The sequence below is a fragment of the Methanosarcina sp. UBA411 genome (assembly GCF_002495725.1).
GTDB lineage: Archaea > Halobacteriota > Methanosarcinia > Methanosarcinales > Methanosarcinaceae > Methanosarcina.
This window is the reverse complement of sequence record NZ_DAGK01000003.1, coordinates 152303-164428: the sequence shown is the minus strand read 5'-3', so window position 1 is coordinate 164428 and position 12126 is coordinate 152303. Positions and strand designations below refer to the sequence as shown.

The window sequence follows — 12126 nt, the reverse complement described above, 5'->3', positions numbered from 1 at the left end:
ATGGACAAGTAAAGAATTGCCTGGAGGTTATTGATAATCCTGCTCGGATCGGTATACTTAGGGAAGCATATCGTCTGTGCTGCTGTATTTGGGGATACAGTAAACGGAATATAATGCCTCCGGGCTTCTTCTTAATCTCTTTTCTGCAATGCTTTTTACTCTTCCGATTCCGTTATTGCAGTTGTTTCGTGTCTAAATTGAATCAAGTTTTAGTATCATTCGATGGTGGCATTAAGGCCACTTGGTATGTCTAAAATTCAGTCTTATATGGAGCTTCTGAATTCTTCAGGCGTGAGGCACAACGGGGGTAATCGAACATATCAGATGTCAGGGAAAAAACGCTAAAAGTAGACTTCAATGAAGTGATGGTCTGGATAACCATTATTATTTTGCTTTATCTTATTAGCCTTAGCAATTATCTCCTCTTTCATACAGTAATAGAATTATTCAGCGTCTACTTTGCATACGTGATATTTCTTATTGTATGGAAATCTAGAAGCCGCCTGGAGAATCGATATCTTATAGTGTTAGGGGTTGGCTCTTTTTTTGCCGGGAGTTTCAACTTCCTAAGCACACTTGCATTCCACGGCATGGGGGTATTTCCAGGGTTTGATACAAACCTTACTGTTCAGCTCAGGATAGTTGCAAGTTTCCTGGAAAGCACTTCTTTTCTCGTAGCCCCGTTATTTTTAACACGTACTGGAGAGAACCATGAGAGAGATGTCAAAACCCGTGGAAGCGATATTTTTGCCTGGAAAGTATTTCTTGTATATACAGTAATTACTGTTACCTGTCTGGTTTCAATTTTCTTCTTCCAAAATTTCCCGGATTTTTATCTACAGAGTTCAGGATTTACTCAGTTCAAAGTTACAAGTGGATACTTAATTTCTTTCATTCTTCTTTGCTCACTTTTTCTTCTTTATATGGTCAGGGATAGATTCGAAGAAAAAGTTTTCAGTTTACTTACAATATCCATAGTCTTGACAATCTTTGCGGAATTATGCTTTACATTCTACAGTCAAATAGATGAATCTCTGGGTGTTATAGGTCTCTTCCTTAAATTATTGTCTTTTTACCTGATTTATAAAGCAATTGTAGATATCGGATTTGAAGAACCTTGCAGTTTGCTCTTCAGGGAGCTTAAATACCGGGAAGAAGATTTCAGGCAGAAAGCCGTTTTCCTTGGAGACGAATACAGTCATATTTGCAGAATGATAGGCAAGAAATATTTGACTGAGCATCGAAGTGTTGAGGTAAAAGACAATCCAGAAAATGATCCAGAAAATTATAATTCCTTCATGAAAAATCTCCAGGGAATTGGATTCCAGCTTAACAAAGATTTTAGATTGATATTTCTACATGGTTCTGTTGAGGAAATGACAGGTTACCCAAAGAAGGATTTTCTTTCTGGCAAAGTTGATTGGCAGGAATTAATCATACCTGAAGATCGTCCTATTGTTTTTAATGGAAGGGATAAATTAAAGTTAAAATTAAACACGAATTTTATTGTTGAAAGCGAGTATCGAATAAAGAAGAAAGACGGGGAGATAAAATGGGTCAGGGAAATTATCCAGAGAATCTCGGGTGAATCTGAAAGTTCAGGAAAGCTTCAGGGTCTGATTTATGATATCACTGAACGCAAAATGGCTGAAGAAGCTCTGGAAAAAATAGACAAAATTCGAATAAAAGAGGTTCATCACCGGATAAAGAACAATCTTCAGGTAATTTCGTCTCTCCTCAGCCTGCAGGCAGAGAAATTCGAAGACAAAGAGGTACTCGAAGCGTTCAGAGAGAGCCAGAACCGTGTTGAATCCATCGCAATGATCCATGAAGAACTCCATGAGAGTGAAAGTACAGATTGCTTCGATTTTTCAGACTACTTGAGAAAGCTAACAGCAGATCTTTTCAATTCCTATAATGTAGGAAACAAAAATATAAGCCTCAAATTGAACCTTGAACAGGTTTGTCTGGGCATGAATATTGCAATTCCTCTTGGTATTATTATAAATGAGCTCGTTTCAAATTCCCTGAAGCATGCTTTTTCCGCGGGAAAAGAAGGCGAAATCAGCATAAAATTTTGTAGAACTGAAACTTTTACTGCACAGTATGGGCTTTCAGATCCGAATAAAGATTGTGGGGACTATATAAATGATAATTCCCATTACATACTTACAGTAGCTGATAATGGGAGAGGAATTCCTGAAGATATCGATTTTAAAAATACTGACTCCCTGGGGCTCCAGCTTGTAAATATTCTTGTCGAACAAATCAATGGTTGTATAGAGCTTAAAAGAGACCATGGAACAAAATATATTATCTGCTTCAGCAATAAAGGAAAATAAAAACTTCTAATTTCGAAATATCTTTATTCCATATTCTTTTTTTTGGGAAACTTTTTCTCTTGCCTTAGCTATGTAAAAAAGTCCATTTTTAAGTTAATCTTCTTGAGGTCACTCTATGAAACGCAACACAAAAGAATGGAAAGAAAAAAGGGCTGAATTTCTCAAAGGCAAGACCTGTGAGTGGTGCGGGTCTTCCGATTCCCTGTGTGTTCACATTCCAAGGGCTTTTTCTCCGGCGAAGGTTAGCTCTGAGATTTACAGTGCTGCGTATACCAGATTCAGGGAGATTTACAGGCAGAGGTACCAGAAATTCGATTATATCCCCACCGGGAAACACCGTCATAAAAGCCATCCGACGTGGCATAAAGCCTCAACTGTACATAAATTCGAACCTGATCATACTGACCTTGAGGAACAGTTTACTGAAGTTCTCCTTGAGGATTCAGAAGAAGGCAACTTCAAAAAGCTTTATCATGAATGGCTTGAAGAAACCGGGATTAAAGAGTTAATTGAAGAAGAAACTAAAAAAGTAAGAGAAGAATGCGAGTCTCTGATAAATGCGATTGTGCTCTGCAAACGTTGTCATTTTTCAAGTCTCAGGGGTATGAATCTTTGCCCTAAATGCAGGAATAAGTATAAACCCGTAAACTATGAAACCTGCTTTGACTGCCTGCCTGAAGAAAGAAAAGAAGAGTTTCGGGAAAGGCAAAAGCGATAGGCTTCCTGAATACACAGAGATTCCCTCTAAATAGCCTCTTCTATTCAATTATTTTTTTGAAAGTATTTTTACAAAAGAGCCCAGCCGCTTCCTCCGCATGCCCTGCAAGTCCCATTATCAAGACCTCCTGACCCGCCACAGAGAGGGCATACTATTGCAGGCTGAGCAACCAGTACATCCCCCTGTCCCCCGCAAGCTTCACAAATTCCGCCATTTGCATGTCCGGTTCCATTGCAAAGAGAGCATTTTTCCGGAGCGTATTCGGTATCTATATAGTTATGAAGCATTTTATCACCTTTAAAGGTATGATTGCAGAAATATTATCTCAAAAATCTTTTTTATATCTATTTTCGGCTTTCTGGGTTAAAAGATCTTTCAAAAAGATAAAAAGGAAAAGGTTATAACTTAATTACCGGCTTTTCGTTTCTTTCAGCACCCATAGACTTTACAACTCTTATCTATAAAATATCTTAAAAAGAGCTTTGAAAAGCTGCAAAAACTCGATTCTCTAAATGCTCTGAAAATTTTTCTCCCTAAATTTACATTTTTTAGTTTCCAGTTTCAACACTACAGCTTTCCATAGGAGATTATCTTTCAGGTATTTTAATCGATTTACTAGATAATTTTTCCCTAATATAAAACAAGACATATTTTAAAAATATACTATCTTATTACTTTTTCTTCTTAATATTTATTCATATATTTCTACTTAATAACATTAAATAATACTTCTAATGTTTCCGGTAGTTTTAAGTAACATTAAAAAAATAATATTTATTAGAGGAGATGCTCTGTAACTGTGTCTGGGGGCGCAGTCTTTGAAATGGGAATCTCCTAAAGTGTAGGGAGTTGGACTATGGCAGATAGGGATAATCCGGATTTTTTATCAGCAGGCACGATAAAAGGGGATAAGGTCGTCAATAGGGCAGGAGAGGACCTTGGGAAAATTGAAGAATTAATGATTGACCTTCAAAGTGGAAGGATAGCATACGCCGTATTGTCTTTTGGGGGATTTATGGGTCTGGGCGACAAATTATTTGCTATTCCCTGGCAGGCTCTCACTCTGAGGCCGCACGAGCATTCCTTCTTACTTGACATTCCCAAGGATGTCCTGGAAAAAGCAGAAGGCTTTGAAAAAGACAACTGGCCTCTAACTCGTGAAGAACTCGCCGGAACTTATGCTTACTATGGATACCAGCCTTACTGGCAGGTAGCAGTAGCTGGACAAACAAGAATGCCTGGAGAAGTCGAATCTGAAAGGATGGCCCGGACGGAAACTATAGCAAGCAGGGACAATCCGGATTTTTTGTCAGCAAGCACGATAAAAGGAGATAAGGTTGTCAATAGAGCCGGAGAGAATCTTGGGAAGATTGAAGAATTAATGATCGATCTTGAGGAGGGAAGAGTAGCATATGCCGCACTCTCTTTTGGCGGATTTTTGGGCCTGGGCAGTAAATTGTTTGCTATTCCCTGGCAGGCTCTTCAAATGAAATTGCACGATCATGCCATCCTGCTTGATATTCCCAAGAATGTTCTGGAAAAAGCCGAAGGTTTTGATAAGGAGCACTGGCCTGTAACTACCCGTGAATGGCTTTCTACAATGTACAGCTACTACGGATACCAGCCTTACTGGCAGGCACAGAGAATAGAAAATAGGCCAGGTAATCTCTGAATCTTAATTGGATAGAGATATAGGCATTAATTTTCTGGCAAGTAAAGATGCTAGAATAAACTTAATCGGGGGAGAAATTCGAAACTGTGCTCCAGTCACAGGCGTTTAAACGCATATTTTCTAAAATATAGGGAGTTGGAACTATGGCAGATCGAAATAATCCAGACTTTTTGTCAGCAAGCACGTTAAAAGGGGACAAGGTCATCAATGCAGCCGGAGAGGATCTTGGAAAGATTGAAGAATTAATGATTGACCTCCGTGACGGAAGATTGGCATTTGCAGTACTTTCTTTCGGTGGATTTCTAGGTCTGGGCGACAAATTATTTGCTATTCCCTGGCAGGCTCTTACCCTAAGGCTTCATGACCATGCCTTCGTCCTTGACATTCCTAAAGAAAATCTTGAAAAGGCAGAAGGTTTTGACAAAGATAACTGGCCTATTACTTCTCGTGAGTGGGTTTCCACTGTGTACGGCTACTATGGATATCAGCCTTACTGGCAGATAGGAATGCCTGGAGAGACCGAATCTGAAAGGATGGCTAGGATGGGAAGCACGTCTACAGATAGGGAAAATCCAGATTTCTTGTCCGCAGGCACGCTAAAAGGGGATAAGGTCGTTAATACAGCTGGAGAGGATATTGGGAAGATCGAAGAATTTATGATCGATCTCCAGGATGGAAAAGTAGGGTATGTTGTTGTCTCCCATGGTGGAATTCTCGGTTTGGGCGACAAATTGTTTGCTATTCCTTGGCAGGCTTTTACACTAAAAATACATGAGCACGCTTTTGTTCTTAATGTTTCGAAAGAGACTTTTGATAATGCAGAGGGCTTTGACAAGGACAACTGGCCTTTAACTCGTGAAGAGCTCTCCAGAACCTACAGCTACTATGGGTATCAACCTTACTGGCAGACAGGGATGGCAGCGCAGGCAGGAGTTTCGGCAGCAATGCCAGTTGAAAGCGAACCTGAACGGATGGCCAGAATGGAAAGAGAAAGACAGGTTCCACTTGTAGGAACAGAAGAAGAGAGAAAGACGCAGCAAGAAAGAGAAAGGCTTGAAGAGCTAAGGAGAACGCAGGAAGAAAAAATCTCACAGCTAGAAAAACAGCGGATGGAATCTGAGAAACAGGTAGAGACTGAAAGGGAAAGGCTGGCGCGTCTGGAAAGAGAGCGGATTGAGACTGAAAGGCAGGCACAGGCTGAAAAACAAAGGTTAGCACAGCTGGAGAAAGAGTTACAAGAAGCAAGAAGACAGGAAAAAATGGAATCCGTAACCCGTCTTGAAGAAGAGTTGAGGTCAGTACAGGTACAGGAGGGAACCCGCCGAGATAGACTGGCTCAACTGGAAAGGGAGTGTACAGAAGCCCAGAGACAGGCTGAGACCGAGAGGCAGAGACTGGCACAGCTGGAAAGAGAACGTGTTGAAGTAGAAAGTCAGGCCGAGAAAGAGAGAGAAAGGTTGGCACAGCTGGAGAGAGAGCGGGCAGAAGCCGAGACTCTGATCCAGACGAAAGTTATGGCAGGTAGAGAAATGCCGGACTTTTTGTCAGCAAGTACGATAAAAACAGATAGAGTCGTCAATGCTGCTGGAGAAGACCTTGGAAGGATCGAAGAACTAATGATTGACCTCGAAAATGGTAAAATAGCATATGCAGTGCTTTCCTTTGGCGGATTCCTGGGCATGGCCGATAAATTCTTTGCAATTCCCTGGCAGGCTTTTACACTGAGGCCGCATGAGCATGCCTTCTTACTTGATATTCCAAGGGATGTCCTGGAAAGGGCAGAAGGCTTTGATAAAAATAACTGGCCATTGACTCGTGAGGAGCTCTCCAGAACCTACATCTATTATGGATACCAGCCTTACTGGCAGACAGGCGTGGCTGCAGGAATGCCTAGAGAGACCACCCAACCACAGAGGACAGCTCGCACTGAGAGGACGGGACCCCTGGAAACGGCAGAAGAAGTAATAGCGCGGCAGGAAAAAGAGCGGATAGAACAGCTGGAAAAGACAGAAACAGATGAAGAGAGGCTTGAGCGGCTGGAAAGAGAAAAAGCGGTAGCAGAAAGGAGAGAACGCAAATATCACTGAAAGAGAAAGGGTGATAGCAGAGAGGTGGAAACACAAATACAAATAAACGTCTGAGGGAGGCATATTAGCATGTCTCCCTTAACTAAATTATATCAAAAGTAAAAATGTTAGCTAGATTATGTTCGGCTTATTGCAAAAGTCTGAACTTTATTTTACGACTTCAAATCAATTAAGAGGATTAATTTCCTATTAATTTTCTGTTACCTTTCTGTTACCTTTCTGTTACCTTTCTGTTAATTTTCTGTTACCTTTCTGTTTACGTTTTTGATATATTGTCACGTTTTACATATCAGATTATCTTTTCTCAGATTATCTTTTCTGTCAAAAGCCTTGCAAGCAGCGATTTTTTGATTTCTACTGCATTATTGGGACACAATTCGCGACAGCAATAACAAAGGATACATTTCTCCTCATTAATTTTAAAACTCCCATCTTCTAGCCGTTCAACAGCATGTGGAGAGCAGTTTAAATAACAGGCTCCGCAGTGAGTACATTTTCTCCGGTTAATCCTGGGATATATCTTATAATATTTGCCAAGATTGCGGGTAAGAAACGAAGGGGCCGTACTGACTCCTCCGCTAGATGGTTTGAATTTCATTTTGACTTCTTTTAACGGAATTCCGACCACAACAGGACACTGGTTTCCAAAACCTTTTTTCATGGTCCCTGCAGTCGTGGGAATTTTGAGGGGGTCAAAACCTATCATTTCTGCAGCAACAATATCCAGGGAAACACAATCCTTACTTGCCAGAATTACCCCGGAGTTTACGGGTTTCCCATGAGAAGGTCCGTTTCCTTCCATGCCGATAACCCCGTCCATAACTGCAAAGCCTGGCCTGACAACTGAGTATATATCAGCAACAGCCTCGCCAAAAAGGTCCCTTCTTCCAAGAAGATGCGCCTCTTTTCGGCATCTTAATGGGAGAGTTCCGAAAAAGTTCTTGACTGCACCTGTGTAATAGGTAAGTTCATGAGTTTTTAATTTTGGGAGTGATATCACTACATCGGCTTCGAGGACAGGGTTTGCGATGTATAGTTTGTGGAACTGCAAAGGGTCAGGGACGTCTACCAGGGTAAAGCCTGCGGTTTCGAAATTTACTACCTTTGCTCCGGCTTTTCGGGCAGCTTCTTCTATACCTGAAATTTTCAGGGCTTTTGAAGTGGCTCCTGGCCTTGAAATTCCAGCTCCGTCCCCTACTATGGGTTTCCCTCCGGCCTGAATCACGAGCTCGCACATTGAAGCTACAACTGATGGATGAGTAGTTACTGCACTTTCTGGAGAGGCAGCCGCAAGGATATTCGGTTTAAGAAGTACGCGGTCACCGGGATGGACTATATTCTCAAGGCCTCCGAGAAGTTCCAGAGCTTCAGCTATAGCTCTTTTTGTGTAAGAATAATCAGGGCAGCGGACTATGGATACTCGGTTCACGGCTGGAAAAATAAATGGGTTTATTATTGAATTTCTTTCCGGTTCTAATTAATTGATTTGCTCTTGAACTCTTATCTTATCCTTTATCGATTTTTACCTCATTTTTCACCGGTTTTATTTTCCTTTTCTTATCGGTTTTTTATCCCTACTCTTAAATCTATCTCTTCAGCTATGCTTTCGAGCTCATCAAAAATCCTTTCCGAGTCTTTTCGCATTTCTTTTACTGCAGCCTTCAGGCTTCCTCCGCGAAGATATACCATGCGTTTTTTTCTGTAAAGGAGACCTGAATCGTTAAGATTCCTGAGATGATGGTTTACTCTGGATATTTTTATCTCAAGATCTTCAGCAAGGGCTTCTGAGGAAGTTATTTCATCATTCGAGAGTCTGTCAAGTAGGCTAAAAACGATTCTAGTCGCTGTATTTTCTGTATCCCTGCCCGAAGAAAAGCCAAAACTATCACATAACCACAGAAGATCGTCTTCAAGGCTTTTGACGTGAGGTTTTTCAAGGTATCTGAGGATTATCTGTTGAACCATCTATGTATATTTTAGAATATTTCATATATATAATTTCTTTTCATTTTGTCGATATCATTTCGATTTTTTCAGAATCTTATTTATTTTTCCAGCAATTTTTAAATATGAGTTCCGCATTATATGCAGATAGTTGAGCGCACGAGCGTTCAATATATTGACAAATCCCATATTAACTCATAGCTACAAGTTAATGTTCAGCTAACATGGGGTCACTTACGTATAAGGAGGAACAATAGAGTGATTATCAGACCTATTGGCGAACGAGTCTTGCTTAAGCACCAGAAGAAAGAAGAAGTGACAAAAGGCGGGATCTATATTCCTGAGTCTGCACGGCAGGAGAAAAAGGAAGGTATTGTTATTGCTGTAGGGACTTTTGAAGATGGAAAGGAGCTTCCCCTGAAGAAAGGTGACCATGTGATCTATGGGGGGTATCAGTCAGATGAAATTGAAATTGAAGATGAAAAGTACCTGTTTGTCGACTTCAAAGACATTCTGGCAACAATTGCTGAAGAATAACATTGAACGAGGCCGATTCTGAAGAACATAGGTAAGAATAATATTCAAAGTAAATTCACGAAATTCAAGAGTATAATTCAAACTTGATTTGGAAATGACTTGGTTTTAATCTAGGTGAATACAGATGGCTTCAAAGCAAATAATGTTTGATGAGAATGCAAGAAAGGCACTCTTAAACGGTGTGGACAAAGTTGCAAATACTGTCAAGATTACTCTCGGGCCGAAAGGACGCTATGTTGTGCTGGATAAAAGTACAAAACCTGTGGTCACAAATGACGGGGTAACCATTGCAAAGGAAATCGAGCTTCATGACAAGTTTGAAAATATGGGGGCCAAGCTTGTCAAAGAAGTTGCTTCCAAAACGCAGGACAATACCGGAGATGGAACAACTACTGCAACTCTTCTTGCCCAAAGTATGATTCGAGAAGGCCTGAAAAATATCAGTGCCGGAGCAAACCCGATAGATGTCAAGAAAGGTATCGAGATTGCAACAGAAAAGGTTGTAGGCTATCTCAAGAGCAAGAGCGTTGAGGTAAAGGGTAAGGAGAAAATCGTACAGGTAGCTGCAGTTTCTGCAAATAACGATGAAGAAATAGGTAATTTAATCTCAGATGCCATGGAAAGAGTCGGCTACAACGGAGTAATCACAGTTGAGGACTCCAAAACAATGGAAACCAGCCTGGACGTTGTAGAAGGAATGCAGTTCGACAGGGGCTTTGTATCTCCTTATATGGCAACCGATACCGAGAAGATGGTCTGTGAGTTTGATGATCCTTATGTCCTGATCACGGACAAGAAAATCAACAGCATGAAGCAGATAGTTCCCGTACTTGAAAAGGTCGCCTCTGAAGGTCGTTCTCTTCTTATTATTGCCGAAGATGTCGATGGGGATGCCCAGGCTGCTCTGATCCTGAATATCATTCGCGGAGCACTGAGAGTCTGTGCTGTCAAGGCTCCTGGATTTGGAAATGAGAGAAAGGAGATGCTTGAAGATATTGCCGTACTGACAGGCGGGCAGGTAATCACCGAAGACAAAGGTATGAAGCTTGAGGAATTCGATGACTATATGCTCGGAAGTGCCAGGAAGATCACAGTTGACAACCACAAGACCATCATTGTGGAAGGCAGGGGCGATAAAGCAAATATTGATGAAAGGGTCAAACTCATCGAAGCTCAGGTTAACATTGCAGACACGGACTACAGGAAGACTGAACTCAAAAAGCGCCAGGCAAAGTTAGGAGGCGGGGTCGCAGTAATCAAAGTAGGAGCTGCAACCGAAACCGAGCTGAAAGAGAAAAAGATGAGAATTGATGATGCTCTCAATGCCACAAAAGCTGCAGTTGAAGAAGGTGTGGTTATAGGTGGTGGAATAAGTCTTTTCCGTGCAGCTGCTATTCTGGACTCCCTGAAACTTGAAGGCGACAGGGAGGTAGGCGTAAAGATAGTCCAGAGAGCTATTGAGGAACCGGTACGCCAGATCGCTGAAAATGCAGGCAAGGAAGGTGCTGAGGTAGTTGCAACCATCAGGGCTGAATCCAGCGAGCTCTTTGGGTACAACGCAAAGAAAGATATCTTTGAAGATCTTTTCGAGGCAGGCGTTATTGATCCTACGAAAGTGGTCAGAAGCGGCCTCCAGAACGCGGCCTCGATTGCAGGAATGGTACTTACAACCGAAGCCCTTGTCACTGAATTCAACGAAGAAAAGGACGAAAGGGGAGCTACGATAATTATCTGATTACAGCTTCTCTCTTCTTTCTCTTTTCCTATTTTCTTTTCAGCAGTAAAGACTGAAAGCCTTTTTCTAAAATTAGCGTAATACTTTTGTAAGAGCATAATTATCAATATCAATAACAGTTAATCTATAGTTTCTCTGTTATAATCATCCAGTTTTGTTTTACTGTAGATTCTCTACCAGAAAGGTGAAAGTAAAGATGCTTGAAGTCTATTGTGACTCATCCTATAATGAAAACGAAGACGCCTATATCGGCTGCGTGCTACTCCGGGACAGCAGGCAGATTCACCAGTCAACGACTAAAGTCCAGGATCAACCTTACAATAATCTTGATTGCGAGCTTGCAGCCCTTAATTTTGCCGTATCCCTTGTCAGGATTTTTTTCAAAGGTGATACGGAAATAATTATTTATAATGATTCTACTGAAGCCGTAAAAGTTTTTCAGGGAAAGGTGCAGGAATTAGATAAGGAGTTTTCAGGGTCCAGGATCAGCTTTGAGTATATTCCCCGTGAGAAGATGAATCAGGCAGCTGCAGACAGCCTATCCAAAAAATTTCCTATTTTTTTATCAAGTATATCCACATGTAATGTAGAATCTTTTTCAAGACGTGAAGATATTCTCCTGGATATTGCCCGCAATAAGAGCAATGTTTTTTATCTTGAGAAAGTGCCGGAAATGTCAACCAATAAAAAAACTTGTTACAGATTGGTAGTCCGAACGATGGAAAAAATCCTTTCTGATGATCGACTTTATCCTGTAAAAAAAGGAGGACCAGGCACTCAGGTAAAAGCTGCGGAAGAAATTCAAAAAGACCTCTCAAATCCAGAGATTCTTTCTTCCCTGAAATCAAAAGGTATCAGGCTTGAAAACTCCTATTTCCTGCTCACAGATGAGACCTGGGGGCTGCGAGGCACGGACAGCCAAGCCTGTTCTATTCTGCCCTCTTCTATTCCTCACAAGGTCATATGTGATGAGGTAGACCGGTCACCTCAAAACCTTTTCAGAAGAGCAGAGCGTTTCAAGTAACTTTCTGCTTCTGCAGCCCTTACTTTACATCTCGTCTTTCCGGAATCCGGTGAACCGGTATTTTATA

At 41.2% G+C, this 12126-nt stretch carries 10 protein-coding genes; 7 read left to right on the top strand and 3 right to left on the bottom strand.

Going from position 1 to position 12126, the window contains the following annotated elements:
• Nucleotides 1-365: 365 nt before the first annotated feature.
• Nucleotides 366-2342: an MASE3 domain-containing protein gene (locus tag BP861_RS01845; protein ID WP_292371996.1), complete on the top strand. Its 1977-nt coding sequence runs from the start codon at nt 366-368 to the stop codon at nt 2340-2342.
• 115 nt (nt 2343-2457) lie between these two features.
• Nucleotides 2458-3060, top strand: a complete 603-nt coding sequence (locus BP861_RS01840; RefSeq protein ID WP_292371994.1) for a hypothetical protein — start codon at nt 2458-2460, stop codon at nt 3058-3060.
• A gap of 68 nt (nt 3061-3128) precedes the next feature.
• On the opposite strand, the gene BP861_RS01835 is transcribed toward BP861_RS01840, so the two are convergent.
• Entirely contained in the window at nt 3129-3347 is a 219-nt protein-coding gene (locus BP861_RS01835) for a transcriptional regulator (RefSeq protein ID WP_292371992.1), read from the bottom strand.
• A 569-nt stretch (nt 3348-3916) separates the two neighbouring features.
• Between BP861_RS01835 and BP861_RS01830 the strand changes: the two genes are divergently transcribed.
• Both BP861_RS01830 and BP861_RS01825 read left to right on the top strand, forming a co-directional pair.
• On the top strand, nt 3917-4732 hold the full coding sequence (locus tag BP861_RS01830; protein ID WP_292371991.1) for a PRC-barrel domain-containing protein: 816 nt from the start codon (nt 3917-3919) through the stop codon (nt 4730-4732).
• A 143-nt stretch (nt 4733-4875) separates the two neighbouring features.
• On the top strand, nt 4876-6819 hold the full coding sequence (locus BP861_RS01825; protein ID WP_292371989.1) for a PRC-barrel domain-containing protein: 1944 nt from the start codon (nt 4876-4878) through the stop codon (nt 6817-6819).
• A 304-nt stretch (nt 6820-7123) separates the two neighbouring features.
• On the opposite strand, the gene BP861_RS01820 is transcribed toward BP861_RS01825, so the two are convergent.
• Nucleotides 7124-8248 carry a DUF362 domain-containing protein gene (locus BP861_RS01820; RefSeq protein WP_292371987.1) on the bottom strand — a complete coding sequence of 375 codons (1125 nt, stop codon included), beginning with the start codon at nt 8246-8248 and terminating at the stop codon, nt 7124-7126.
• 128 nt (nt 8249-8376) lie between these two features.
• Nucleotides 8377-8784: a helix-turn-helix domain-containing protein gene (locus BP861_RS01815; protein ID WP_292371985.1), complete on the bottom strand. Its 408-nt coding sequence runs from the start codon at nt 8782-8784 to the stop codon at nt 8377-8379.
• A 237-nt stretch (nt 8785-9021) separates the two neighbouring features.
• On the opposite strand from BP861_RS01815, the gene groES reads away from it, so the two are divergent.
• The 3 genes from groES (at nt 9022) to BP861_RS01800 (ending at nt 12059) form a co-directional block, all read left to right on the top strand.
• A complete protein-coding gene (groES, locus tag BP861_RS01810; protein WP_292371983.1) occupies nt 9022-9300 on the top strand; it encodes a co-chaperone GroES in 279 nt (92 codons plus the stop codon).
• A 124-nt stretch (nt 9301-9424) separates the two neighbouring features.
• Complete coding sequence (gene groL, locus BP861_RS01805; RefSeq protein WP_292371982.1) at nt 9425-11035, top strand: chaperonin GroEL; 1611 nt, start codon at nt 9425-9427, stop codon at nt 11033-11035.
• 196 nt (nt 11036-11231) lie between these two features.
• The gene (locus tag BP861_RS01800) at nt 11232-12059 is read left to right on the top strand and encodes a hypothetical protein (protein ID WP_292371980.1); all 828 of its coding nucleotides are present in this window, start codon (nt 11232-11234) and stop codon (nt 12057-12059) included.
• Nucleotides 12060-12126 lie beyond the last annotated feature (67 nt).

What these genes read in the sequence shown, in the direction of transcription:
- BP861_RS01845 (WP_292371996.1), top strand. Translation starts at nt 366, where the DNA reads ATGGTCTGGATAACCATTATTATTTTGCTTTATCTTATTAGCCTTAGC.
- BP861_RS01840 (WP_292371994.1), top strand. Translation starts at nt 2,458, where the DNA reads ATGAAACGCAACACAAAAGAATGGAAAGAAAAAAGGGCTGAATTTCTC.
- BP861_RS01835 (WP_292371992.1), bottom strand. Translation starts at nt 3,347, where the DNA reads ATGCTTCATAACTATATAGATACCGAATACGCTCCGGAAAAATGCTCT.
- BP861_RS01830 (WP_292371991.1), top strand. Translation starts at nt 3,917, where the DNA reads ATGGCAGATAGGGATAATCCGGATTTTTTATCAGCAGGCACGATAAAA.
- BP861_RS01825 (WP_292371989.1), top strand. Translation starts at nt 4,876, where the DNA reads ATGGCAGATCGAAATAATCCAGACTTTTTGTCAGCAAGCACGTTAAAA.
- BP861_RS01815 (WP_292371985.1), bottom strand. Translation starts at nt 8,784, where the DNA reads ATGGTTCAACAGATAATCCTCAGATACCTTGAAAAACCTCACGTCAAA.
- groL (WP_292371982.1), top strand. Translation starts at nt 9,425, where the DNA reads ATGGCTTCAAAGCAAATAATGTTTGATGAGAATGCAAGAAAGGCACTC.
- BP861_RS01800 (WP_292371980.1), top strand. Translation starts at nt 11,232, where the DNA reads ATGCTTGAAGTCTATTGTGACTCATCCTATAATGAAAACGAAGACGCC.